The 24238-nt window shown below is 66.8% G+C and carries 20 protein-coding genes and 1 pseudogene; 11 read left to right on the top strand and 10 right to left on the bottom strand.

The genetic code is table 11. The annotated features are described in order from the left end of the window. Positions 1–257 precede the first annotated feature (257 nt). Both C8N38_RS18200 and C8N38_RS18195 read left to right on the top strand, forming a co-directional pair. On the top strand, positions 258–1640 hold the full coding sequence (locus C8N38_RS18200) for an AAA family ATPase (protein ID WP_108028563.1): 1383 nt from the start codon (positions 258–260) through the stop codon (positions 1638–1640). 43 nt (positions 1641–1683) lie between these two features. Continuing rightward, positions 1684–2664 carry a ParB/RepB/Spo0J family partition protein gene (locus C8N38_RS18195; RefSeq protein WP_108028562.1) on the top strand — a complete coding sequence of 327 codons (981 nt, stop codon included), beginning with the start codon at positions 1684–1686 and terminating at the stop codon, positions 2662–2664. Here C8N38_RS18195 and xrtE read toward each other — a convergent pair. Further along, the gene (xrtE, locus tag C8N38_RS18190) at positions 2657–4273 is read right to left on the bottom strand and encodes an exosortase E/protease, VPEID-CTERM system (protein ID WP_108028561.1); all 1617 of its coding nucleotides are present in this window, start codon (positions 4271–4273) and stop codon (positions 2657–2659) included. The genes C8N38_RS18195 and xrtE overlap by 8 nt on opposite strands. Positions 4274–4573: 300 nt before the next feature. On the opposite strand from xrtE, the gene C8N38_RS18185 reads away from it, so the two are divergent. Then, complete coding sequence (locus C8N38_RS18185; protein WP_158272385.1) at positions 4574–5698, top strand: glycosyltransferase; 1125 nt, start codon at positions 4574–4576, stop codon at positions 5696–5698. 51 nt (positions 5699–5749) lie between these two features. Here C8N38_RS18185 and C8N38_RS18180 read toward each other — a convergent pair whose 3' ends face one another. After that, positions 5750–6583: a sulfotransferase domain-containing protein gene (locus tag C8N38_RS18180; RefSeq protein ID WP_108028559.1), complete on the bottom strand. Its 834-nt coding sequence runs from the start codon at positions 6581–6583 to the stop codon at positions 5750–5752. Positions 6584–6950: 367 nt separating this feature from the next. On the opposite strand from C8N38_RS18180, the gene C8N38_RS18175 reads away from it, so the two are divergent. From C8N38_RS18175 to C8N38_RS18155, 5 genes and pseudogenes are all read left to right on the top strand, one after another. Beyond that, a complete protein-coding gene (locus C8N38_RS18175) occupies positions 6951–7886 on the top strand; it encodes a glycosyltransferase family 2 protein (protein ID WP_108028558.1) in 936 nt (311 codons plus the stop codon). Positions 7887–7950: 64 nt separating this feature from the next. Then, positions 7951–8913: a sulfotransferase domain-containing protein gene (locus C8N38_RS18170; protein ID WP_158272384.1), complete on the top strand. Its 963-nt coding sequence runs from the start codon at positions 7951–7953 to the stop codon at positions 8911–8913. Positions 8914–8965: 52 nt separating this feature from the next. Then, entirely contained in the window at positions 8966–10264 is a 1299-nt protein-coding gene (locus C8N38_RS18165; protein WP_108028556.1) for a glycosyltransferase family 4 protein, read from the top strand. Positions 10265–10306: 42 nt separating this feature from the next. After that, positions 10307–11755 (top strand): phosphomannomutase, encoded by a 1449-nt coding sequence (locus C8N38_RS18160; protein ID WP_108028555.1) that lies wholly within the window; start codon positions 10307–10309, stop codon positions 11753–11755. Positions 11756–11926: 171 nt separating this feature from the next. Continuing rightward, a pseudogene (locus C8N38_RS18155) lies at positions 11927–12052 on the top strand (IS3 family transposase); the annotation flags it as partial. 124 nt (positions 12053–12176) lie between these two features. Here C8N38_RS18155 and C8N38_RS18150 read toward each other — a convergent pair. From C8N38_RS18150 to C8N38_RS18115, 8 genes are all read right to left on the bottom strand, one after another. Continuing rightward, the gene (locus C8N38_RS18150; protein WP_108028554.1) at positions 12177–12527 is read right to left on the bottom strand and encodes a type II toxin-antitoxin system RelE/ParE family toxin; all 351 of its coding nucleotides are present in this window, start codon (positions 12525–12527) and stop codon (positions 12177–12179) included. Then, positions 12524–12790 (bottom strand): type II toxin-antitoxin system ParD family antitoxin, encoded by a 267-nt coding sequence (locus tag C8N38_RS18145; RefSeq protein ID WP_108028553.1) that lies wholly within the window; start codon positions 12788–12790, stop codon positions 12524–12526. Before C8N38_RS18145 ends, C8N38_RS18150 begins: the two co-directional genes overlap by 4 nt. Before the next feature lie 374 nt (positions 12791–13164). Continuing rightward, a complete protein-coding gene (locus C8N38_RS18140) occupies positions 13165–14412 on the bottom strand; it encodes a glycosyltransferase family 87 protein (protein ID WP_108028552.1) in 1248 nt (415 codons plus the stop codon). 131 nt (positions 14413–14543) lie between these two features. Continuing rightward, positions 14544–15179, bottom strand: a complete 636-nt coding sequence (locus C8N38_RS18135; protein WP_108028551.1) for a rhomboid family intramembrane serine protease — start codon at positions 15177–15179, stop codon at positions 14544–14546. Further along, positions 15167–16501 carry a hypothetical protein gene (locus C8N38_RS18130; protein ID WP_108028550.1) on the bottom strand — a complete coding sequence of 445 codons (1335 nt, stop codon included), beginning with the start codon at positions 16499–16501 and terminating at the stop codon, positions 15167–15169. The genes C8N38_RS18135 and C8N38_RS18130 overlap by 13 nt, the downstream gene beginning before the upstream one ends. A 4-nt stretch (positions 16502–16505) precedes the next feature. Continuing rightward, the gene (locus C8N38_RS18125; protein ID WP_108028577.1) at positions 16506–17114 is read right to left on the bottom strand and encodes a polysaccharide biosynthesis/export family protein; all 609 of its coding nucleotides are present in this window, start codon (positions 17112–17114) and stop codon (positions 16506–16508) included. Between the two features lie 167 nt (positions 17115–17281). Continuing rightward, the gene (locus tag C8N38_RS18120; protein ID WP_245895797.1) at positions 17282–19732 is read right to left on the bottom strand and encodes a tetratricopeptide repeat protein; all 2451 of its coding nucleotides are present in this window, start codon (positions 19730–19732) and stop codon (positions 17282–17284) included. A 126-nt stretch (positions 19733–19858) separates the two neighbouring features. Next, on the bottom strand, positions 19859–20497 hold the full coding sequence (locus tag C8N38_RS18115) for a sugar transferase (RefSeq protein ID WP_245895796.1): 639 nt from the start codon (positions 20495–20497) through the stop codon (positions 19859–19861). Positions 20498–21036: 539 nt separating this feature from the next. Here C8N38_RS18115 and C8N38_RS18110 point away from each other — a divergent pair. Genes C8N38_RS18110 through C8N38_RS18100 form a run of 3 tightly spaced genes read left to right on the top strand, consistent with a single transcriptional unit; the run spans position 21037 to position 24238 of the window. Next, positions 21037–21918, top strand: a complete 882-nt coding sequence (locus tag C8N38_RS18110; protein ID WP_075787811.1) for an ExeA family protein — start codon at positions 21037–21039, stop codon at positions 21916–21918. Then, complete coding sequence (locus C8N38_RS18105; RefSeq protein ID WP_108028548.1) at positions 21915–23408, top strand: GumC family protein; 1494 nt, start codon at positions 21915–21917, stop codon at positions 23406–23408. The genes C8N38_RS18110 and C8N38_RS18105 overlap by 4 nt, the downstream gene beginning before the upstream one ends. Before the next feature lie 29 nt (positions 23409–23437). After that, on the top strand, positions 23438–24238 hold the full coding sequence (locus tag C8N38_RS18100; RefSeq protein ID WP_108028547.1) for a CpsD/CapB family tyrosine-protein kinase: 801 nt from the start codon (positions 23438–23440) through the stop codon (positions 24236–24238).

Below are 24238 nucleotides of genomic sequence, written 5' to 3'. Positions count from 1 at the left end.
CGGGCAGGCTCCCGGAAGGGCCAAAATTGTCAGCAATTCTGGAAGGTTGCGCCAAAGGGCAGATCCTGTAACGTTTACTAACGGATTATCTAACCAAAAAAAATCGCTGGGCCCCTGCCCCACCCGTCTGATCCCCTGGAAGCACCCGATTCCGGCTATGAAAAAAGGGCCTTGAAGTGCCCATGTGCGATTTCGGGTTACATGTGCCGTCTTTTGCCGTACATTGAAGAAAAAGCGGCATATCGGGCAGGGCAGCCATGAGCAGGGACGACATCCCCCCTTATCTGAACATCTCTCCGGACCGGGCGGCAGAGCTTCTGGGCCCGCCCGCCGACACGCCCGGTTTCGCCGCCGTGGCCGAGGCCTGTCGAAGGGGCCGCCAGGATCTGGCCTCGCGCGGGCTCGACGAGACCGGGGCGCGCCGGCTCAGGCTGTTTTCGACCTGGGAAATCACCCGCTATCTGATCCCGGTGGCGCCCGCCCATTTCCGCCGGGTGCTGCGCCAGAACCCCGACCTGCCCCAGGGCCAGAGCGAAAGCGAGGGCGGCGCGAAATGGTTCACCCTCGACGAGGTGCTCCGGCTGCGGGCGCATTTCGGGGCCGAAGGCTCGAAGGCCAAGAACTACCTGCCCTACCGGCCGAAGGACCTGCCGGCCAAGATCGTGGCGGTCGCGAATTTCAAGGGCGGGGTGGGCAAGACCTCGACCTGTGCGCATCTGGCGATGTCGGCAGCCCTTGATGGCTACCGGGTGCTGGTGATCGATCTCGACAGCCAGGGCTCGATGACCTCGATCTTCGGCGGGCAGATCGAGGATGAATGGCAGACCGTCTTTCCGCTGCTGGCACGGCATTACGCGACCACGCTGCGCGCCGACAACCAGCGCAGGCTCGACCGGGGCGAGCCTCCCCTGCCCTTCGACGATACCCTGACCGAGGCGCTGAAGCTGAAGGCGCCCGATCTGATCCGCAAGACCCACTGGCCCAATATCGACCTGATCGGCGCGCAGCTGAACCTCTACTGGTCCGAGTTCCAGATCCCGGTCTGGCGGATGCAGTCGCGGGGCTGGCGGCTCTGGGATGCGCTGACCGATGTGCTGGCCGAGGACGGCGTACTCGATGCCTATGATCTGGTGTTTCTCGATACCCCGCCCGCGCTTGGCTATCTGACGATCAACGGGCTGGCCGCGGCCGATATCCTGCTGGTGCCTTTCGGCGCCTCCTTCCTCGAATTCGATTCCACGGGGCGCTTCTTCGACATGCTGCATGCGACCTTCGCCTCGATCGAGGAGGGCGAGAATGTCGCCGCCCGGGCCTTGGGGCGCGAAGAGCTGCATTTCGAATGGGATGCGGTCCGGGCGGTCATGACCCGTTACGATGCCGGGCAGCAGGCCGAGATGGCCGGGCTGATCCAGGCCTATATGGGCCAGGTCCTGTCGCCCCACCGGCAGGATTTCACCGCGCTGATCGGCCAGGCCGGAGAACAGGTGAACGGCATCTACGAGGCCGATTACCGCGATTTCAACCGCGAGACCTATGCCCGCGGGCGCGCCACCTTCGATGCGACCTATGCCGCGTTCAAGACGCTGCTGTATGGGATCTGGCGCCGCGAAGAGACCGCCCGGGCCGCCGCGGCGGAATGACCGCCCGCCCCTGACCTGCCCTTTCGTCGAAGGAAGACCCCGCATGGCCCGACGCAAACGCCTGTCTCCGCTCACCGGCCCGGCCGAAGACCCCTCTGCCGGTCTGCCGGGGCCGATGCCCGTCCTATCGCGTCCGCCGGTGGCCGAGATCGCCGCGGCCTCGGCCAGCCAGGCCGCGCTCGAGCAGCTGGCCGACGAGGTTTCGGCCGCCCGGCGCGAGGGGCGGATGGTGCTGTCGCTGCCGCTTGAGGCGATAGAGGCCGGGCATCTGTTGCGCGACCGGATGCATCACGATGCCGAGGACATGGCCGCGCTGAAGGCGAGCCTGGCCGCGCGCGGCCAGCAGACCCCGATCGAGGTGACCGATCTGGGCCAGGGCCGGTACGGGCTGATTTCCGGGGCGCGGCGGCTGGCGGCACTGAGCGATCTGGCCGCCGAGACCGGCGAGCCGCGGTTCGGGCAGGTTCTGTGCCTTCTGCGCAGCCCCGAGGGCGCGGCCGAAGCCTATCTGGCGATGGTCGAGGAAAACGAGATCCGGACCGATCTGTCCTTCTACGAACGCGGCCGTCTGGTTGCCGAGGCGGTGCGGATGGGGCTGTTTGCCGATGCGGCGGCGGCAGTGAAAGGCCTCTTCGGCAATGCCCCCCCTGCCCGGCGGTCGAAGATCCTGTCTTTCGTGGCGCTGCACCGGGCGCTGGGGTCGGCGCTGCGCTTTCCGACCGCGATTCCCGAAAAGCTGGGGCTGGCGATCGTGGCCGGGCTGAAGGCCGATCCGGATCTTGCCGCCCGGCTGAGCGCGACGCTGCAGAAAACCCCGCCTGCCGATGCCGAGGCCGAACGCCGCCTGATCGAGCGGGCCTTGCGCAAGGCGCCTGCCGCCCTGGCCCCGCGCGGCCGCGAGGTTGTACCGGGGATCAGGCTCGAGGCGCGCAAGGGGCGGCTTGTGCTTTCGGGCGAGGGCGTCGGGCCCGAGCTGGCCGAGGCGCTGGAGGCCTTCCTGGCCGCGCGCGGCCGGCTCAGATGATCTCGAGCCGGCCGCTGGCCAGTGCGGCGGCATAGACCGTGGCATTGGCCACGGCATGGGCGAGGATCGCATCGCCGACGCGGCCACGCCTGCGGCAGATCCAGGACAGCACGAGCCCCACCGCCAGCGCCTCGGCCCAGCGGTCATGAAGCGCGGCGAAGGCCCCGGCCGAGACCAGGGCCGCGAAGACGCTCCAGGCCCGGCCCTGCCCGATCCGGAGCTTGCCCTCGAGATAGTCGCGGAAGAAGAGTTCCTCGACCAGTGGCACCAGCAGCACCGTGCCGACCCCGCGCAGCAGATACCACAGCATCAGCGCCGTGCCGGTCAGCGTGCCATAGGGCGGGGTTTCGGCGGGTGCGACCGGGATCAGCACCCAGACGGCCCCGATCGCGAGCCCGGCCCCGATCGCCATCGGATCGGCGCGCCAGTCGAGCCGTGCATAGATCGGCCAGAAGAGCGCCACGGTGGCGCCGAGGACCAGCGCGCGGATCGGGTAGAGCATGCCGGGAGCCTGCGACACGGTCGAGGCGACCAGAGCGGTCAGCATGAAGACGGCGAAGGGCAAGATCCGGGCCGCGGCCGGGTCGCGGTGCAGTGGCGGCAGGGAGGGCCGGTCCAGCGCGGGCCGGGCAGGGGCAACCGGTTCGGGGTCGTGGCGCAGCGCGGGCAGGCCCTGGGCCAGCGCGATCAGCCCCAGCGCGATGCAGGTGAACATCAGCCATCCGGCATGGCTGTGAAACCCGCCCACGGCCAGGTCGGGATGCCCCGACAGCCCGATGGCCAGCAGCGCCACGATCCGCACCACGTTGAGCGCGGCGCTGACCAGAACCCCCACCGGCAGCAGGATCAGCGCTCTGGGAAAACGCAGCTCGTGGCGGAAGAGCGCGAGATAGAGCAGCACGAACAACGTGACCAGGGCCATCCCCTCGATGCCGGAACAGACCGGGGCGATGTCGATATGGAAATTGCCCCGGCCGATGATCTTGGCGGCCGGGTCGGCATCGACCTCGTAGCCGAGCCAGTCCATCCCGCGCGAGACCAGCGCGAAGGTCGTGTCGGTGACGGTGTCGAACCGCCAGAGCGGGCGCAGCCGGATCGCCAGACCTGGCGCCGCGAGCCCGGCCACGACCACTGCGGCCAGCGTCCAGCCGGTGGCGCGCAGGAAGTGCCGCCAGCGTTCGGGCGGGGCCAGCATCCGGGCCGTGCCGAGCCCGCCGAGCCCGATGCCAAGCGCCCAGAAGGCCAGCGTCGGCGCCAGCGAGCCGGTGCCCGAACCTTCGCGCAGAAAGAGGATTGGGACGCTCATCGCCGCCAGCCCCGAGAGGTTCAGCGCCAGGGGCAGAAGGGCGGGGCGGGCCTCGGCCAGGAGGTCGGCAAAGGCGCGCCGGGCCAGCATCGCCAGGATCGCCAGCGCGCCGAGTGTCGTGAAGGCGCTGACCATCAGGCCGCTGGCGCCGCTGCAGACCCGGTGCGGCCAGTTGGCCAGACAGGTGAAGTCGATCGCATGCTTGTAGCTGACGCTGAGCGCCAGCATCTCCAGCGCCAGCAGCCCGAGCACGGCCCAGAGACCGCGCGGCAGGCTCTGGGCCTGCATGTCCGTCTGTGTCATCGGTCCCCCCCCGACCTATCCCCCGATGGCGTGGCCGCAGCCGCGCCCCGGTCAATTGCTATCGAGATGGGGCGCGATCTCAAGCGAATGCTGCCCGCCAGGGTGGCGGAGGGCCTGCGAAAAGGGGGGGCGGCGCCGCTTTGACACAGTCCGCCGGATTTTCGCATGCGAAAATCCGGGCCGGTGGCAGGCCGATTGACGCAAAAGGGCAGGGCGGTTCAAACTCGGGGCCGTGGCCGAGGGGGCCGCAGGAGAGAGCCTGCGGGACGGTGCGCTGTCGGGGGTAATCGGGGGGTGTCAATGCGTGCGGGCGAGGATCTGGCCCAGATCAGGATCAATACCGGGATCAGCGTGATTGTCCCGACCTATCGCGAAGCCGAGAATATTCCGCATCTGCTGGCCGAGCTGGACCGGCTGCGGCGGGACTACGACCTGACGCTGGAAGTCCTGTTCATGGACGACGACAGCCGCGACGGCAGCGTCGAGGCGGTGGCGGCCAGCGGGTTCGACTGGGCGCGGATCATCGTGCGCACCCGCGACCGCGGGCTCAGCCCGGCGGTGCTCGACGGGTTCCGGGCCGCCCGCCATCCGGTGCTGGTCTGCATGGATTGCGATCTGAGCCATCCGGTCGACGCGATCCCGCAGATGATCCTCGGGCTCGCCTCGGGCCAGCAATTCGCGATCGGGTCGCGCTATGTGCCGGGGGGCTCGACCGATGACGACTGGGGGCTCTTCCGCTGGCTGAACAGTGCCATTGCCACGTGGCTTGCGCGGCCGCTGACCAAGGTGCGCGACCCGATGTCGGGCTTTTTCGCGCTGCGCAAGGCCGATTTCGATGCCGCGCGGGGGCTGAACCCGGTCGGCTACAAGATCGCGCTGGAGCTGATCGTCAAATGCGGCATGGAAAATGTCGGCGAAGTGCCGATCGACTTCTCCGACCGCCGCTTCGGGGAAAGCAAGCTGACCCTGAAGGAGCAGCTGAAATACATCCAGCACCTGCGGCGGCTTTACCTCTTCCGCTTCGCCAATGCGATGTACCTGCTGCAGTTCCTGGTGGTCGGTGCCAGCGGCGTCGTCGTGAACCTGGCGGTGCTGTCGGGATTGCAGCTGGCCGGGCTCGCGCCCTGGATCTGTCTGGCGGGCGGGATCGGGGTGAGCCTCGTGACCAATTTCCTGCTGAACCGCCGGTTCACTTTCAGCTATGCGCGCGGGCGCCATGCGGGCCGGCAGTTCGTGGGCTTCGTCGGTGCCTCGATGGTGGGGCTTGCGGTGAATTACGCGGTGGCGCTGTGGCTCAGCCACAAGATCCTGACCGGGGCCTACGGGCTGCAGGTCTCGGCGATGATCGGGGTCGCGGCGGGGATGATCTTCAACTTCCTCGGCAACCGCTACATCGTGTTCCGCAAGCGCTATGTCCGGGACTGACCGGCGGGGCGTGGGCCCCGCCAGGAGGGGGGCCGCGGCCCCGAGGGCTGACTAGAGCCCCCAGAAGTCGGCCGGTCGGCCGCAATGGGCCAGGAACGCCCGGCTGTCCGGACCCAGCCGCTCGGCCAGCTCGCGGCGCAGCGCGGCAGAGATCTCGGGCGCCTCGCCGATCCGGCGGCTCAGCAGCCGGGTCTTGACCGTGCGGCGCAGACCTTTTGGCGCCAGCGCCTTCAGCCGGCCGATGCCCGGCAGCGCGTTCAGCGCGGAATAAAGCTGCCCCGGCACCGCCTTGCCCCGGCTCGGATTGACATGGCCGCGCGGGATTTCGTTCAGCGGCTCGACCTCCAGGAAATCGCAAAGCCGCGCGAAGAAGCCGAAGCGGTCGGCCTTAAGATCCTCCATGAAGCCGATGAAGATCCGGTTGTCGGGGAAATGCGCCCGGTAAAGCTGAAGGTTGTGCCAGTAGAGGCTCTGCCCGAGATACCGGTCGGGCATCTCGCGTACCGCCCGTTCGAGCGTCGGCGGCACCTGGTCGCCCTGGTCCACCCGGTTCTGCACCCAGGCCGAGGCAAGCCGGGCCACCGGGTCGCGCACCATGTAGATCAGCCGCATCTCGGGGGCATAGGCGGCGATCCGGGAGGCGGTGTCGGGATAGATCAGCCCCGAGGCATAATCGTTCGACCCTTCGCCGATCCGGCGCGCGCCCGCCGCCCCGTCGAAAAGTCCTTCGTACCAGTCCGTGCCGCGGTCATGGATTTCGTCATGGCTGAAGAAGTTCGGCTCCCGGCCGGGCAGCATGAAGACCTCGGGATGATCCTCGAGATAGGCAGACACTGTGGACGTGCCGCATTTCATGGCACCGATCAGGAGGAAGTCGGGTCGCAAGGCAATGTCCTTTCATCGGAAGGGCAGGGGGCACCAGATTGCACCGGGATGCATCGGGCAAGGGGATCTGTCTCTTGTCGAAGGATAGGATGCGACGCGACGGTTCGCAGGCCGTCGATTTCGGGGCGGTAACGCAGGCTCATGCCGGACCTGTACAGCACAACACGGGCCCTGTCGGCGCCGGTCGGCAGAAGCCCGCAAGACAGTCGATTTCGGTCCGGCTCTCGGTCGAGAGATAGCCGAGGGGGGCTTTTGGCACAACTGCGGGGGTCATGAAAAAAGCGGGCAATGCAGGGCGTCTGCGTTTTGCGATTTCGGGCGGTTCGGCTTATACAGGCCGCAGTTTTTTCGATTGTCCCATGGTCCGATGTCCGATCCGTCCCGCGCCTATGTCCTGATTTCACCCTGCCGGGACGAGGCGGCGCATATGCGCCGGACGCTCGACAGCGTGCTGGCCCAAAGCCTGCGCCCGGCGAAATGGGTGATCGTCGATGACGGCTCGACCGACGAGACGCCGAAGATCCTGGCCGAATATGCCGCCGCCTGCCCCTGGATCGAGATCGTGGCCAAGCCCGACCGCGGCCAGCGGGCGGTGGGGCCGGGGGTGATCGAGGCCTTCTATGCCGGGCTCGACCGGGTCGAGCCGGGCGCCTTTCCCTATCTGTGCAAGCTCGATCTCGATCTCGATCTGCCGCCGCGCTATTTCGAGACCCTGATCGAGCGGATGGAAGCCGAGCCCCGGATCGGCACCTGTTCGGGCAAGCCCTATATCCGGCGCGGCGGCACGCTGGTGTCCGAGCGGCGCGGCGACGAGATGTCGGTGGGCATGACCAAGTTCTACCGCAGCGCCTGTTTCCGTCAGATCGGCGGCTTCGTGCGCGCGGTGATGTGGGATGCGATCGACTGCCACAAGGCGCGCCAGCTGGGCTGGATTGCGGTCAGCTGGGACCATCCCGACCTGAATTTCGAACATCTGCGGCCGATGGGGTCGTCCCAGAGCTCGATCTATACCGGGCGCCGGCGGCACGGCTTCGGTCAGTATTACATGGGCTCGGACCCGCTGTATTTCGCGGCGACCTGCGTCTTTCGCGGGCTCGAGCCGCCTTATGTGCTGGGCGGGCTGGCGATGATGCAGGGCTATCTCGGCGCCTGGCTGCGCCGCACGCCGCGCCACCCGGATGCGGGGCTCGTGGCCTTCATCCGGGCCTATCAGCGCCGGGCGCTTCGGGTCGGGCGGGCCCGGGCCGTGGCCGGGATCGAGGCCGAACGCGCCGCAATCTTCGACCCCCATCGGGCGGTCTAGCCATGGCGCAGGTTCGGCGTTCGCCGTTTCACCCGGCCGCCCCTGCCGGGCGAGGAGACCAGACATGACGCTTCCCGATTTCTTCATCATCGGCGCGGCCAAGGCCGGGACGACCAGCATCTTCGCGCTGCTCGAACAGCATCCCGACGTCTTCATGCCGACCCCGAAAGAGCCCGAGTTCTTCGCGCGCGACGACCTTTATTCGGCCGGAATAGAGACGTATTCGGCACTGTTTTCCGGGGCGCGGCCGGGCCAGCGCGTGGGCGAGGCCTCGACCCTTTATTCGCATGCGCCGCTTTTCCCCGACACCGCCGCCCGGATCGCCCGCCATGCGCCGGGGGCCCAGTTCATCTATGTCCTGCGCGAGCCGGTGGCGCGGGCCTATTCCTTCTATGTCCAGCTGGTGAAGAACTACCAGAACGGCACCCGCGACTATGCCGTGCATCGCCGCTTCGAAGACTTCATCCTGCCCGAGCGCCATGCCCTCGCGGCCCCCCGCGAAAAGGCGCTGGCGCCTTTCAACGCGCATTTCCCCGACACGCCCGAGCTTTGCCTCGCGGGCAGCGATTACCTGCTGCAGATCGAGACCTATCTGGCGCAGTTTCCGCGCGATCGCTTCCTGTTCCTGACCTTCGAGGCCTTCCGCGACGACCCGCGCGCCACGCTGCGCCGGATCACCGGGTTTCTCGGGCTCGATCCGCTGCCCGAGGCGGCCTTCGGCGGCGGGGCCGCGGCGCGGAACGTCTCAAGCGCGCATTTCGATGCGCTGGGGGCGGCGGCCGGGGCGCAGCGGCTGCGCGGCCGGGTCGGGCCGCTCTGGGCGCTGCGGCGGCTTCTGCCCGATCCGCTGCGGGCGGCCCTGCGCCAGCGGGTGCTGCCGGCCGGGGCGGGCAGGGCGCATGAGCCGCCGCCGATGGAGCCCGCGACGCGCCAGATGCTGGCCGAACGCTTCCATCCCCAGATCCCGCGGCTGGAGGACCTGACCGGGCTGTCGCTGGCCTCCTGGCAGGCGGGGCGGCTATGCTGAGCGGATCCCGCCTTGCGGCACCCTTTGGGCCTTTCATCCGGAGACAGCAATCGTGACGACAACAGACAGGCCGCGCGTTCTGGTCCTGGCCGAAAGCTGCAATCCCGAATGGCCGTCGCTGCCGGTCGTCGGCTACAAATATGCCCGGGCGCTTGCCCGGGTCGCCGATGTGACGCTGGCGACCCATATCCGCAACCGCGAGAATATCGAGGCGGCCGGGGATATGGGCTGTCCCGTGGTCTATATCGACAATGAGTGGATCGCGGCGCGGATGTACCGGCTGGCCCGGCTGCTCAGAGGCGGCAGCGAGGTCGCCTGGTCGACCAACCAGATCATGGCCTATCCGCCCTATATCGCCTTCGAATGGCAGGCCCTGCGCCGGTTCCGGGCCGAGCTTGACGCCGGCAGCTTCGACATCGTGCATCGGATCACGCCGATGTCGCCGACCCAGCCCTCCTATATCGCGGGCCGGATCCGCCAGCCCTTCGTGCTTGGCCCGCTGAACGGCAATCTCGACTGGCCCGCGGCCTTTCGCGGCGAGCAGAAGCGCGAGCGCGAGCGGCTGCGGGGGCTGCGCGATCTCTACCGTTTCCTGCCCTTCGCGCGCTCGACCTTTTCCGGGTCGGCGGCGATCCTCGCGGCCTTCCCGCATACGATCGCCGATCTGCCGCAGCGGCTTTCGGACCGGATCGTGAACTTCCCCGAGATCGGGTTCGATCCCGAGATGTTCCACAGCCGGGGGCGGCGGCCTGTGCTGGCGGGCGATGGGCAACGGCACTTTCTCTTTGCCGGACGGCTCGTGCCCTACAAGGTGCCCGAGGTGGCGGTGCGGGCCTTCATCGGCTCCGAGAGGCTGAAGCCGCATGTGCTGCATGTGGTGGGCGACGGGCCCGAGCGGCCGCGGCTCGAGGCGATGGTGGCCGAGGCCGGCGCCGGGGACCGGGTGATCTTCGAGGGCCGCCGGAGCCAGGCCGAGGTGGCCGAGGCGATGCGGCAATCCGATGTCTTCGTCTTCCCCTCGATCCGCGAGCTGGGGGCGGGCGTCGTGATCGAGGCCATGGCCTCGGGCATGGTCTGTCTGGTCACCGATTACGGGGCGCCCGGCCATCTTGCCGCCGGGGGGCGGGGCGCGCGCATCGCGCTGCAGCCTCTGGAGGGGCTGGTGCGGGACTATCGCGCCGCGATGGAAGCTTGCCTCGAGGCTCCCGAGGCCCATGCCGAAATGGCGCGCCGGGCCGAGGCTTATGCCGTGGCGCATTACACCTGGGCCGCCAAGGCCGGGCATACGGCCGAGATCTATGCCGCCTTGCGCGCGGGCCGGGGGCTTGAGGGGCTGCACCCCTACGGATGATCCGCGGCACCGTCTTGGCGGGGTTGGGAAGGAAGGACGAGAATGGCACCGAAATTCGGAACCAGCGGCTTGCGGGGGCTCGTCAGCGAGCTGACCCCCGATCTGGTGGGCGCCTATGTCCGGGCCTTCCTGGCGGCCTGTCCTGCGGGGCCCCGGGTCCTTGTCGGGCGCGATCTGCGTGCCTCCTCGCCCCGGATCGCCGAGGACGTGATCGCCGCGATCCGTGCTGCCGGGCGCGAGGCGGTCGACTGCGGCGCGCTGCCGACCCCGGCGCTGGCGCTGGCGGCGATGGGGCAGGGTGAGGAAGGGCCGGGAGCCGCCGCGATCATGGTCACCGGCAGCCATATCCCGGCCGACCGCAACGGGCTGAAATTCTACCTGCCCTCGGGCGAGATATCCAAGGCGGACGAGGCGGCCATCGGGCAGGCGCTGGCCCGGCCCGGTTCCGCGTCCGCGACAGGGCAGGGGCGCCGGATCGCCGCGCCGGAGGCGGGGGCGGCCTATGTCGCGCGCTATGTTCAGGCCTTTGGCGCCGCCGCGCTGGCCGGGCTCCGGGTCGGGATCTATCAGCATTCCTCGGTCGCGCGCGAGACCATGGTCGAGATCCTGCGTGCGCTCGGGGCCGAGCCGGTGGCGCTGGCCCCCTCGGACAGCTTCGTGCCGGTCGATACCGAGGCCGTCGATGCCGGAACCCGGGCGATGCTGGCGGAGTGGTGCGCGGGGCAGGGGCTCGATGCGCTGGTCTCGACCGATGGCGATGCCGACCGCCCGATGCTGACCGATGCCGCGGGCCGGGTCGTGCCGGGCGACATCCTGGGCGCGATCACCGCCCGGGCGCTGGGGGCAGAGGCGGTCTGTACGCCGGTTTCGTCGAACAGCCTGGTGACGCGCCTGCCTGAATTCGAAACGGTGCGGCTGACCCGGATCGGCTCGCCCTTCGTGATCGCGGCGATGGAAGAGATCCTTGCCGCCGATCCGGCCGCCCGGGTGGTGGGCTTCGAGGCCAATGGCGGCTTTCTTCTGGGCTTTGCCGCCCGCGGCCCGGCCGGGCCGCTTGCCCCCCTGATGACGCGGGATTCGATGCTGCCGCTGGTGGCTGTCTTGGCGGCGGCCCGGGCTGCAAACGGGGTTGCGGGGCTGGTGGCGGCGCTGCCCGCGCGGCACACCGCGGCCGACCGGCTGCAGGAGGTGGCCCCCGAGGCGTCGGCGGCGCTGCTGTCCCGGCTCGACGGCTCGGCCGAGGCCCGGGCCGCCTTCTTCGCACCGTTCGGGCGCGAAGCTAGCTGCGACCGCACCGACGGGCTGCGCGTAAGCTTCGAAAGCGGCGAGATCCTGCATCTGCGCCCCTCGGGCAACGCCCCAGAATTCCGCGTCTATGCCGAGGCCGACAGCCCCGAGCGGGCGGCGGCGGTGCTGGCCCTGGGGCTTGGACGGGTGGCGGCGGCACTGGCGGCCGGGCCATCCCTGGCTGAGCGCAGCGCGCCGGAATGAGGCTGTCGCGCTCGGCCGTGCGAGTGGCCAGAAGGCCAGTTCTCGACCGGAAATTTATACCAGCTTGACGGACGTGACCCAGACCACTTCATCTTCGACCTCGTCACGATGCGTCCAGATCGGGAAAATACGCCGCCATATCGTCTTCAAAGAGTCCCGCGACTAGCGCTTCTGGGAAACAAGACGCCGCTCGAAGCGCGCCGGACGCTTGAGCGATTTGAGGGCTCCGCGCCCGGCGCGCTTGCCCAGAGCGACCGCTCAGACGACCAATCTCAAAACCGCAGACTCTCGTTATGAATGAGGGACCCAAAGGGGGCAGGTCATGGCGCGCCTGCATTCGCTCCCACGGCAGCCATCCGGTCTGACCGCCCTGCAGCGGTTGAGAATCCGCCCGTGAGGGCTCAAGGGTCGTTGCGCGCCATCACGACCGCGGCCGCTTTCCAAATTCCTCTCGGGAGCGAAGCGCCGCGATCCGTGCGGGGAGGTTGGTGCGCGCATGGACGAAGTCGATGAAGATGATCTCGTCGGGCCGATCCAGAAAGACAGCAAAGTGTTCGCCCGCGCGGGTGAACCGCAGCCCGAGAGCATCCGACGCATCGATCAGGATCGAGCAGTCCTGTGTGACGGCATGACCGCAGGCCACGGCGGCGCATCTTTCGAGGAGTTCCTGCTCGTAGATCGCGGCCAGGGCCGGACCGAATCTATCGATCGTCCATAACGCGATGTCGATCAGGCTTCGTTCTGCCTGCTCGGTCAGGCGCCAAGGCTTCACGCGTCATTCCGTCGGCGACGTGCCTCGGCAAAGGCGCGCTTCACGGCTTCGGCGCCGCTTCCCTGCGCCAGAACACCCGAACGCGCCTGATCGACACCGGCCTCAAGCCTGTCTTTCAACTCGCGAAACGCGGCCTCCTCGGTTTCAAGGAGCCGCAACCCGGCGCGCAGGGCCTCGCTTGCGTTCTGATAGCGGCCGGCCGCGACCAGCGCTGCAATGAAAGAGTCCTGCTCGTCGGTCAGAACGACATTCCGGGTTGCCATGGTCCTTTCTCCCTTCGATGTCATGGCAATATATGCCAATCGCGGAGCCCGAACAAGTGAGCGGCGATCCTTCGGTCTTCAAACGGCCGTTTTCGTCAGAGCCACAAACCTTTGGTACAACCAAAGACAGTGAAGCAATGCAGAGAGAAAGAGTGCTGATTGGGAGCAGCAAAAATAACCGGTAAGGTATCTTATGTGATTTTTATGCGGATGAAGAGCGTTCGGGCAGTGCATCCGATTGGCACGTTGGCAGCCCGTGTTCTCGGCCGAGAGCGGGTGTTATTGTGGGCCGTCTTCTGTGGAAGATGTTCGCCTTCGTTCGCATGGTGGTCAGCGGCAAGGTGCGGGGGCATATGTCGGCCCGCGCATGAAGACTACCCGGATGGGAGGTCGACCGGGTGCATGCGATACTTTTCGCGACGGCGCCTCTTGGAGCTGAACAGCAGCACTGAAACGCACAGGATCAGCCAGGTGCCCAGGACGGACCAGAAATTTGCGAAGTAAAAGGCGATCTCGAGGAAAGTGTCCGCCCGTGCTTCAATAGACCGATCGAGAAGGTACCGGCCGATATAAAGCGTTGGCATTCCCGAAATGGCCGCAAGCGGAATTGCCACAGGATAGGGGCGTGTCGCCAGAATGTGGGCAAGGGCCGGAATCGCAAGTGTCCACTGGTACGTCGCCATCCGGGGCATGAGCAGGCAGATCGACAGGACAAGAAGCGAAAAGAACTCCGGATACGGGGTCGCGTCGTCTTTCACGAGCTTTGTCCATGCGAGCAGGGATATTCCGCACACGGAAACGAGCCAGAGGATCCAGATGAGCTCGAACCGCGCTGCGCCGAAACCGGCGGTTCCTGCCAGGCTTGCAAGCATGTTTCGCGACGACCCGTTGGATGCGCCTGCGGGTTCAGACCCTCCGGACAATCTGTCCGCTGCGGCCAGAAATTTCCGGAAGTCGTCAGGTGCCAGATAATAGGACAGGCCCAGTGTCGCGAGGATCGCCAGGACGCCTGAGGCAACGAGACCTATCCGCCTTGAGGAGACGCGGTTCAGGAGAAGTCCAAGGGCAGGCGCCACCCAAAGCTTGGGAATCGCACAAAGCACGATCAAAACGGTCGCTGCAGTGGCGCGGCTGCGCATGATCATCACGCTCGCCAACAGGATCATGGCGAGCGTCATCAAGGTCAACTGCCCTGCGCGCAGGCTTGCGGCGATGGCTCCGTTGAGCCCGATCGCCATCATGGGAAGCAGCCAGCGGGCCGGTATCCTGAAGAACCGGATGCAGACCCAGGCTATGACCGCAAGCGAGGAAACCTGCAGGAACAACCAGAGCAAATAGGCCGCGCGATATGAGAGATGGGACAGGGGTTCGAAGATGAAAAGCGTCAGCGGGTGATAGAGGAAAGGATGGTTGTTGTCGGACAATCCAAGTCCCTTCGAAACCCTGACAAGATCGTCAAACGAATAGGGTTTCCCTCCGGCCGAGAAGAGATTTGCCGCAATGTAAAAGGCGCGAAAGTCATACTGATAAAAGTCCGATCGATATCCGACCATGGCCACCTGCAACCCCAGCAGGAGCACTGAAATGATCACGACAAAAAAATTCAGGCGCTTCCGTCGCATGGGCGGGGCCAGATGCTGAGCTGATTTAATTTCGAAAGTGTAGCAGCTGGTCGGCTACTTTGTCATTTCTTTTGAGCCAGGATTTGAAGCCTGTATCGGACGGGTGAATGTCCGCGACCGTCTTTCCCGCCTCAGGGCTCTTCGGGACCGAGCGCGCGGCGGTCGAGCGCCAGGGCGCAAAGCGCGCCGGCCAGAAAGCCGCCCAGATGGGTCTGCCAGGCGAGCATGCCATGCATCGCCCACCACAGCACCGCGTTCAGTCCCAGCAGCAGCAGCACGGCCCGGATCACCGGCCAGAGCGTCTCGCGATAGGTGACGCGGTCGAGAGAGGCCCAGGCGATCAGCCCGCCCGCCAGCCCGAAGAGCGCCCCCGAAGCCCCCACCATCGGCCGCAGGTCCGGGGCGAGCAGTGCGAAGCCCGCCGCGCCTCCGAGGATCGAGGCGCCGTAAAGCAGCGCGAAGCGCCAGGCCCCGACCCGGTCCAGCACCGCGCCCCCCAGCGACCAGAGCGTGACCATGTTCACTGCCAGATGCGCCAGGCCGCCATGCAGGACGCTGTAGGTGACGAACATCGCATAGGGCTGGGCCGGATAGTTCGGTTTCCAGTTGCCCAGAAGCCCCGGCCAGAACCCGCCGTAATCATAGGCCAGCGCCCGCAGCCGGGGCGGCAGCAGCCCAGCGTCGGACAGCGACAGCACCAGTTCTATGGCGGCACAGAGGGCGATCAGTCCGATCAGGACTGGCCGACCGCGCTTCAGAAGCGCCATTGCGTGGCTTTCTCCAGGCCGATGAAGACCTTGCTGGAGTACTCGCGGTCGTCGCTCGAGCGGTCGGAGATGCTGTGGCTGTAACCGCCGACCACATTCCAGTCCTGGGCGAGCGAATGGCGATAGACCAGATCGAGCTGGAGCTTGCGCTTGTCGGTGTCATCATCGGAGACGAAATCGGTATCGCGCAGGATCAGCCCGGCCTGCAGGCTGGAAAGCGGCGTCAGTTCCTGCCGGTAGTTGACGCCGAAATTCGAGTTCAGCGCCTCTTCGCCGTCGGAATCGGTCGAAAAGGCCTGATCGAATTTCACCGCGAAGGTGCCGCGCGGAAGTCCATGGTTATAGGCAAAGCTGAGAAGCGGGCGCAGGCTGTCGTCTTCGGACGTGCTGACCCCGACCCCGGCCCGCAATGCGCCGCCTGGCAGCTCGAGGCTTCGGTCGATCCGGGCGATGGTGCGCCGGCCGGCCTCGTCGATATCCGAGCTGAGGCTGCCCGACAGATCGCCATTCGGGCGCTGCTCGGTGAAGGACAGGGTGTAGGCCAGCCCTTTCTGGGTGTCGTCCGGCAGCCCGGGTGTGGATTTGGTCACCCGGCTGTAGCCGAGATAGGCATTGGTGCTGAGCGTCTTGGTGACGCCGAAATCGAGCGTTCCGCCGATCGAGGCCGAACTGGTATCCTGGCCCGGGTCGTCGCGGTCGGTCTCGCTGATCGAGCTGCGCAGGCCGGCCGAGATCCGCGGATCGAGGTCGAACCGCAGCGCGAGCGTTGCATTGACCTTTTCCTCGTCGAGCAGGTTCGAATTGGAGGTTTCCGAATAGGCCTTGGCGGAATAGCCCAGATCGACGGTGGCGCCGAACGGGGCGTCGCGGCCGAGCTCGAGGAAGAGCTTGCCGGAATAGCGCTGAAGCAGCCCCTCATCCAGCTGCAGGACGCCGTCGGCAAGGTCGTCGTCTTCAGAGACGGAGTCGACATCGGTCCTGCTGTAGCTGAAATCGGTGCTGAGCGCGCTCGAGGCGCTTTCCCGGCCATAGGACAGGATCACGCGGGGGTCCTTCTGGACCATGGAACTGCCGTCGAAATCCTGTTCGAGGCCGCTGTCTACGCTGAACAGGAAGCTTTCGGTGCGGGTCCGGCTGGACAGCGTGACGCCCAGCCCAGTGGTGGTGCTGAGCGTGCCGTCTTCCTGGGTCAGCCGCTGGGAAAAGCGCAGCCTGGCCTCGAGCCCGCCCGCGTCCTGCGGGGCGGCGGGGGCGGCGCAGAGGACGACGAGGCCCGTTGCCGCGAGCCCGCCCGTCAGCCGGTATGTCCTGCGCCGCGTCACCGGATCACTCGAACAGGCGCCGCTCCGGAACCAGGATCACGTCCCCGTCCAGAAGCCGGATGTCCTTGGCCAGAACAGCGCCCCGGCTGAGGGACTTGTAATCGATCTGATAGACCTTCTGCACATTGGTCTGCGGGTCGGTCCGGCGCAGCTGGATGCGCTTGGTTGCGGCGAACCGGGTCAGCCCGCCGCTTTGGGCCAGGGCCTGCAGGAAGGTGGTGCCGCTGGCCACCTGGACCAGACCGGGCGTGTTCACCTCGCCCAGGAAGAAGACGTCGATGCCTTCCGTGGCCGGGCCCGCATAGGGCGAGACCGGGCCGGGCTGGACCGAGACGAAGACATTGGGAGAGACCGCGAAATTCGAGGCGATGGCCTGGGTGACCGCGCTCTGGATTTCGCCCACGGTGCGGCCCGCCGCCGGAATGGTGCCGGCGAAGGGGAAGCTGAACCGGCCGTCCGGCAGGACGGTGGCCGTCCGGTTGAGGGTGGCATCTTCCAGAACCTCGATGGCCAGAGTGTCGCCGGGCCGGACCCGGTATTCCTGCTGTGCCAGTGCCGCCGTCGCCGCCAGAATCAGCACGATGCCGGAAAGGATCCGTTTCAAATACAGCATGATCTTCCGCTTTCCTGCCTGTTTTGCGGCCATTCTTGTCGGCAAAGCGGCTCAGGGAAAAGTGAAGATTGCCGCTCCGCGCCGAGATGTCCGACGAATGACGTGCCGGTGACACAGTCCGGGGGACCGTCCGGGCCGGGTTGCCCCGCGCCCGGACGGTCCGGAGATCAGTTTTCGGCCGGGGCCGCGGCGCTGAGCGCCTCGATCTGCTGGCGGGCGTCCTCGATCTGCGGCCGCTGGTCGGCGGGTCCGGCGATCTCGATCGCCTTGCGGAACTGTTCCAGCGCATCGGCCGGCCGCGACAGGGCCATATAGGCCTGCCCCAGGTGATAGCGGATCAGCGGGTCCTCGGGCAGCCCTTTGGCCGCGGCCTCGAGATAGGGCAGCGCCTCGGTGCTTTCGCCGCGCCGCTGGGCGATCCAGCCATAGGTGTCCTGCATCGCCGGGATCTGGGTGTCGCGGAACCGGCGGGCGACGGTCCAGGCCCGGTCGAGGCTTTCGGCATCGTCGCGATAGGTCGCGAGCAGACTGGCGAGGTTGTTGGCCACCACCAGCGAGGAGGAATTGCGCTGATAGAGCGTCTCGTAGATCCCGATGGCCCCGTCGACATCGCCGTCCTGTTCCAGCATCGAGGCCTTCGCCCAGAGCAGACGCGGGTCTTCGGGGGCCTGCTCGAGCCCCTTGCCGATCGACTCGGCGGCTGCGGCGCGGTCGCCCTGGCGCATCTGCAGGTTCGACAGGTCAAGCCAGATCCCGGGCCGGTTCGGATCGGCCTTCAGCAGATCCTGATAGATCCCGGCGGCCTGATCGAGCTCGCCCTTCGCCCCGTAGGTGGTGGCCAGCACCACCGCGATGGTGTCGTCCCCCGGGTTGTCCTTGCGCAGTTCCTGCGCCAGCGTCAGCGCCGCATCGACATCGCCGGTCGCGAGGCGGGCGCGGATCAGCGCAACTTTCGAAGACAGGCTGGCATCGGCCGTGCCCGCAAGCTGTTCGAGATAGGAAATCGCCTCGTCGGTGCCGCTCTGGCGGTTCAGACGCTCGGCCTCGATCTGGTTGGCGGCACTGACCGCGGCCTCGTCGCCAAGCCGCCGGAGCGTATCGGCCACATGCTGGGCCCGGCCGAAATCCTCCATCTGCAGGTAGAGACGGCCCAGCGTGGTCAGAAGATCGCGGTTGTCGGGCGCCAGCCGGAGCGCGGCCAGCAGGATGTCCTCGGCGGGTTGCAGACGGTCGTCGCCGATCAGCACCCGGGCATAGCGGAGCGTTTCGGCCGGAGCCTTGCCCGAGGCGTCGACCGCGAGCGAGAGATAGTCGTTCGCCAGTTCGGGGCGGCCAGACCGGATATAGGCCTCGGCCATCAGCGTCATCGCCTGCGAGTCGTTCGGGGCATGGTCGAGCGCGGTGCGCAGCCCGGCGATGGCCTCATCGGTCTGGTCGGCCAGGATCTGCCAGGTGGCCTGCATCTTCAGCGCCTCGGGCTGGGCGGGATCCTCGGCCAGCACCTCCTCGACCCGCTTGCGCGCCCCGACCTCGTTGCCGGTGGCCAGCAGCATCCGGGCCAGCGCGACCTTGATGTTGCGGGTTTCCTCGGAGGGCTTGGCTTCTGTCAGGATCGTCTCGAGCGTGGAGATCGCCTGGTCGTGGCGGCCGGCCTCGAAATCGAGCCCGGCGCCGATCACCTGGAACGGGACCGGGTCGGGCCGTTCGGCGATCGCCTGGGCGACCGCGGCCTGGGCGGCCTCGGGGCCGCGCAGTTCGGCCAGGAACCTGATCAGGTCGACCGTCGGACCCGCATCCTTGGGGTCCGAGGCGGCGGCCAAGTCGCGCAGAAAGGCCTCGGCCCCGTCCAGATCCTTGCGGGCCAGGTAGAACCGGACCAGCGCGGCCTTGTTTTCCTTGTCCTTGGGGAATTTCTCGACCATCTCGCGCAACAGCGCCTCGGCGCCTTTCATGTCGCCGAGGGAAACCAGGATCTGCAACCGCTGCTGATAGGTGCGGATGTCGGTCGGGTTATGGGCGATCAGCCAGTCGGTTTCTGCCAGAGCGCGGGTGCTGTCCTGGTCGCGCACCGCATTGTCGAGCATCATCACATGCAGCAGCATGTTGTCCGGCTGGTCGGTCAGCAGCGCATCGGCCTGGCGCGCGATGTCGCGCCGCGCTGCGGCATCGTCGCCGACGGAGGCCGAGCGATAGGCCCGGGCAAGGCCGATCGCCTTCACCCGCGGATCGTCGGGCGCCAGCTCTTCGGCGGCCTTGCCGTGCCGGTCGACCTCGTCCCAGCGGCCGCTGGAAAAGGCGATCTCGGACAGCGCGATCCGGGCCTCGAGATCGTCGGGATACTGTTCGACCAGGCGCAGGTACTGGCTGTAGGCCTGCTGCCGGTTGCCCTTCTGCAGCAGCAGTTCGGCCAGCTTGTGACGCGCCTCCTTGTGGCGGCCGTTCTCGTCGAACACGTTGCGCAGCTCGACGATGGCGCGGTCGACATCGCCGTCCTGCAACAGGCTCAGGGCATTCTGGTAATGCGCCTCGGCCTTCTCTTCGGAGGATTGACAGGCCGAGAGCATCAGGGTGGCACTCAGCAAGGCGGCTGTGGCGACAAGGCGGATCGGGGCTGGCACGGGACAGGTCCTCTGATCAGGGCTTCCGGTATAGACGCGAGAAGGCAGGCCTTGGGGGCCTGCCCGGGTTTTCTACTCGGGAACGGTCGGACGATCTACCGGGGAAGGCCGGGGCGTCCTCGGGACTCAATACCCTGTGGCGCGCACCACGACCGAAACGGTCCGGACCAGAACGCCGAGATCGGTCCGCAGCGACAGTTCCTGATCGTAAAGATCGTCATACCCGACCCGGCCCACGAAATCGCAGTCGTTGCGGTCCGAGACCTGCCACAGGCCGGTGATGCCGGGGCGCAGCCGGTAATAGGCCTGACCCGGATAGAACAGCTGCTGGGCGACCATCATCGGCCGCGGTCCGACCAGCGACATGGTGCCGTTGAAGACGTTGAAGAGCTGCGGCAGTTCGTCGAGCGAGAGCTTGCGCAGCACCTTGCCGACCCGGGTGATCCGGGGGTCGTGCTTCAGCTTCTGGGTGGCGTCCCATTCCCGCCGTGCGGCGGGATTGCGGGCCAGGTAGGCTTCGAGGATGCGGTCCGCATCGGGCACCATGGTCCGCAGCTTCCAGATCCGGAAATAGCGGCCGTTCCGGCCGACGCGGAGCTGCGTGTAGAACGGCTTGTGGCCGTCGAGCGCCACCAGGAGCGCGAGAAAGGCGATCAGCGGAACGCTGAACGGCGCGCTGAGCAGCACCAGGGCGAGGTCGACGATGCGCTTGAAGATGTTGCGGTAGACCCCCCAGCCCCGCGCAGTGCTTCGTCCAGGGACCACGCCCAGCACCGGCCGTGCCGGTGCGTCTGCATTTAAGTCGGTCAAATACAATGTCATAGCGAGCTATCGGCCAGAGCCGATCCTTCAAGAAAAAATTCACCCCATAGACACCGGCGCTCAAAACGCCGAGCCGTCCCGGATCAGATGATCGCTGACCCCCTGGGGAATGTGTTACCATCTAGACAAAATTTAATCAAAGTGTTGACCGCACTCCGCGCCCTTTTTCTGCCAGAATCCTGCCCCGATGCCCGTCTGATCGCCGCAATTCTCGCTCCGGTTGCGGCGCTGCAGCATGAATTCAGCGACAGTGGGGCGCGGCATCTTGTACTGTAGGTGGAAGGGAAACCGAATATGGAGTTTGTGGGGCAAACCCGCGAATCGGCGTGTCACCGGGTAGGATCTGGTTAAGGAGATCTGTATTATCGCTAATCGTAAGAATGCCTTGATGCCGTCATGGCCGCGCTCTACCGCGTAGGCGGGACGTCACCTGCGTCCGGACAGGCGCATGCGTCCGGGCCAGTCACATGCACGAGCAGGGTATGAACACCTCACTCTATAACGCCCATTTCGGCTTTCACGAGCGGCCGTTCGCGCTGTCGCCCGACCCGGATTTCCTGTTCTGGTCGAAAGCCCATACCCGGGCCTTCGCGGTGCTGGAATTCGGGATGGTCACCCGGGCGCCGCTGACCGTGGTCACCGGCGAGGTCGGCACCGGCAAGACCACGCTGATCCAGGCGCTGCTGCGCCAGATCGAGGATGACGTGACCATCGGGCTGATCTCGAACGCCCAGGGCGGGCGCGGCGACCTGCTGCGCTGGGTGCTGAACGCACTTGACGTGACTGCGCCCGAGGGCGCCGACTATGTCTCGCTGTTCCAGATCTTCCAGAACTTCGTGCTGGAGGAATATGCCGCCGGGCGGCATGTGATCCTGATCGTCGACGAGGCGCAGAACCTGGGGGCGGAGACGCTCGAGGAGCTGCGGATGCTCACCAATATCAATTCCGGCAAGGACGAGCTGTTGCAGATCGTGCTGGTCGGCCAGCCCGAGCTGCGCGACCTGATCCGGCACCCCTCGCTGCGCCAGTTCGCCCAGCGGGTGAGCGCGGTCTATCATCTCGAGCCGATGGATCTGGCGACCACGCGCGCCTATATCATGCACCGGCTGCAGCATGTCGGCGGCAGCGGCGAGGAATTCACGCCCTCGGCGATCCGGCACATCCATGAAGAAGCCGAAGGCATTCCGCGGATGGTCAACAAGCTCTGCGATCTTGCCCTTGTCTATGCCTCGAGCGCGAACGAGCCCCTGGTCGACGAGGCGACGATCCGCGAGCTGATCCGCGACGGCCTGATCCTCAAGCCGTTCCGCGACCCGCTGCTGCTGTCGGGCGCGATCGGACCGTTCGGAAAGGCGGCGGAATGAATATCGACCTGCAGCTTTACTGGAGGCTCTTCCTGCGCCGCCTGCCGGTCATGCTGGTCTTCATCGTGCTGGGTGCTGCGGCCGGCATCGTTGCCGCGCTGCGTATGCCCGAGACCTATTCGACCTCGGCCCGGCTTCTGGTCGAGGCGCCGCAGATCCCCGACAGCATGGTCAGCTCGATGGTGCAGACCGATGCGGTGGAACAGCTCGACATCATCGAGCAGCGGCTGATGACCCGCGCCAACATGATCGACATCGCCAATCGCTTCAAGGTGTACCCGAATATCCGCCAGATGGAGCCCGACGAGGTGGTTGCGGCGATGCGCAGCGCGACCAGGATCCGCCGGTCGGCCGGGCGCAACCAGGCAACACTGATGACGATCTCGTTCTCGTCGGAATATCCGCAGGTCGCCGCGAACGTGGTCAACGAATACGTCACGCTGGTGCTGCAGACGAATGCCGAGTTCCGCCAGTCCCGCGCCGAGAACACGCTGCAGTTCTTCGAGCAGGAGGTCGACCGGCTGGGCCAGGAGCTCGATCGCCAGAGCGCGGCGATCGCCAGCTTCAAGTCGCAGAATGCCGAAGCGCTGCCCGACGACCAGACATACCGGATGGGCCGCCAGAACCTGCTTCAGGAACGGCTGGCGGGGCTGATGCGCGATCTGAAGGCGGGCCAGGCGCAGCGCGCCGATGTGGTGCGGATCTTCGAGGCGACGGGGCGGGTGCAGCAGGGCGCGGTCCAGACGCGCCGCAGTCCCGAGGAAGAGCGCCTGATCGCCGCCCGGGCCGAGCTTGACAATGCCAAGGCGATCTATTCCGAAACCAGCCCGCGGGTGATCAGCCTGCAGGCGATCGTGGACCGTCTGGAAAAGGTCGTGACCGCCCAGCAGGAAGACGGCACCGGGACGGCCGGGGCGGGCGATGTTTCGCCGGAACAGGCGATGCTCGATGCCACCCTCTCCGAGATCGACAGCCGGCTGAAGACCCTGCAGGAAGAGATCGACGGCACCAATTCCGAGCTCGACCAGCTGCAGAAGGCGATTTCCCAGAGTGCTGCGAACGGCATCCAGCTGGCGGCGCTCGAACGCGACTACGAGATCATCCAGACCCGCTACAATGCGGCCGTGAGCAATCTCAACCAGGCCCGGATGAGTGAGCGGATCGAGTCGACCTCGAAAGGCCAGCGGATCTCGGTGATCGAGAATGCCAGCGTCCCGCAACTGCCGAGCGGACCGGGCCGCACCAAGGTGATGGCGCTTGGCGGCGGGGCGGGGCTCGGCCTGGCCGGGGCCTATTTCGTGCTGCTCGAGCTGCTGAACCGGACGATCCGGTCGCCGGCCGAGCTGAGCAATCGCTTCAACATCACCCCGATCACCACGATCCCCTACATGAAGCCGCCCAAGGACCGTACGACCCGCCGGCAGCGCCGGGCGCGGGCCGCGTCGTCGGCGGGGCGGCAGGTTCCCTCCGACGGCGTCATGCCCGGATAGGGACGGGTCCAGGCAAGAAGAAGAGACCTATGGAAAAGCTACAGGCCGCTCTCGAGAAAGCCCGCCAGACCCGCGCCGTGCGATCCTCGACCGTGCCGACCCGGCAGCAGCTTCGGATCACGCCAGCGACCGATGCCGATGGCGCCTGGCAGGCGCTGGCCCCGGCCGATCTGGACGAGGCCGCGCTGAGCCAGCACCTGATCGTGACCCGCGAGGCCGGGGCCGAGGCCACGCCCTTCGACATCCTGCGTACCAAGGCGCTGCTGCAGATGCGCCAAAACGGCTGGAAGCGGCTGGCGATCACCTCTCCGATGCCGAATTCGGGCAAGACCACGGTTGCGTGCAACCTGACGCTGGCGCTGGGGCGGCAGCGCGACCTGCGATCGATGCTGTTCGACCTCGATCTGCGCGACCCGTCGGTCCACGAGTTCCTGAACATCATGCCGCAGCACACGATCGGCGAGATGCTGAGCGGCCGGGTGCCCTTCACCGAGCAGGGCCTGCGGCATGGCGAGAACGTCGCCATCTCGATCTCGAACCGCGCCGAACTCGACCCGACCCGGCTCTTGCTGGCCGAGGAGACCGCCGAGCGGCTGGACGAGATCGAGGCCGTCTACAAGCCCGACGTGATGATCTTCGATCTGCCCTCGGTGCTGGTCAATGACGACACCCGGGCCTTTCTGAAGAATGTCGACTGCGCGCTGATCGTGATCCGGGCCGAGACCACGCGCCATGGGCAGTTCGATGCCTGCGAGCGCGAGATTGCCGAGCACACCAATGTGCTGGGTGTGGTGCTGAACGCCTACCGCCAGTCGGATGGCAATGGCTGA

Origin of the sequence: Rhodovulum kholense (genome assembly GCF_003053725.1) — a bacterium.
In the GTDB taxonomy this organism is placed as follows: Bacteria; Pseudomonadota; Alphaproteobacteria; order Rhodobacterales; family Rhodobacteraceae; genus Rhodovulum; species Rhodovulum kholense.
Note: the sequence above shows the minus strand (reverse complement) of the source record. Positions and strands in the feature narration are given on the sequence as shown.

Excerpts from the sequence above, each read along its gene's own strand:
- C8N38_RS18200 (WP_108028563.1), top strand. The coding sequence starts at position 258 with ATGAGCAGGGACGACATCCCCCCTTATCTGAACATCTCTCCGGACCGG.
- C8N38_RS18195 (WP_108028562.1), top strand. The coding sequence starts at position 1,684 with ATGGCCCGACGCAAACGCCTGTCTCCGCTCACCGGCCCGGCCGAAGAC.
- xrtE (WP_108028561.1), bottom strand. The coding sequence starts at position 4,273 with ATGACACAGACGGACATGCAGGCCCAGAGCCTGCCGCGCGGTCTCTGG.
- C8N38_RS18185 (WP_158272385.1), top strand. The coding sequence starts at position 4,574 with ATGCGTGCGGGCGAGGATCTGGCCCAGATCAGGATCAATACCGGGATC.
- C8N38_RS18175 (WP_108028558.1), top strand. The coding sequence starts at position 6,951 with ATGTCCGATCCGTCCCGCGCCTATGTCCTGATTTCACCCTGCCGGGAC.
- C8N38_RS18170 (WP_158272384.1), top strand. The coding sequence starts at position 7,951 with ATGACGCTTCCCGATTTCTTCATCATCGGCGCGGCCAAGGCCGGGACG.
- C8N38_RS18160 (WP_108028555.1), top strand. The coding sequence starts at position 10,307 with ATGGCACCGAAATTCGGAACCAGCGGCTTGCGGGGGCTCGTCAGCGAG.
- C8N38_RS18145 (WP_108028553.1), bottom strand. The coding sequence starts at position 12,790 with ATGGCAACCCGGAATGTCGTTCTGACCGACGAGCAGGACTCTTTCATT.
- C8N38_RS18140 (WP_108028552.1), bottom strand. The coding sequence starts at position 14,412 with ATGCGACGGAAGCGCCTGAATTTTTTTGTCGTGATCATTTCAGTGCTC.
- C8N38_RS18135 (WP_108028551.1), bottom strand. The coding sequence starts at position 15,179 with ATGGCGCTTCTGAAGCGCGGTCGGCCAGTCCTGATCGGACTGATCGCC.
- C8N38_RS18125 (WP_108028577.1), bottom strand. The coding sequence starts at position 17,114 with ATGCTGTATTTGAAACGGATCCTTTCCGGCATCGTGCTGATTCTGGCG.
- C8N38_RS18110 (WP_075787811.1), top strand. The coding sequence starts at position 21,037 with ATGAACACCTCACTCTATAACGCCCATTTCGGCTTTCACGAGCGGCCG.
- C8N38_RS18105 (WP_108028548.1), top strand. The coding sequence starts at position 21,915 with ATGAATATCGACCTGCAGCTTTACTGGAGGCTCTTCCTGCGCCGCCTG.
- C8N38_RS18100 (WP_108028547.1), top strand. The coding sequence starts at position 23,438 with ATGGAAAAGCTACAGGCCGCTCTCGAGAAAGCCCGCCAGACCCGCGCC.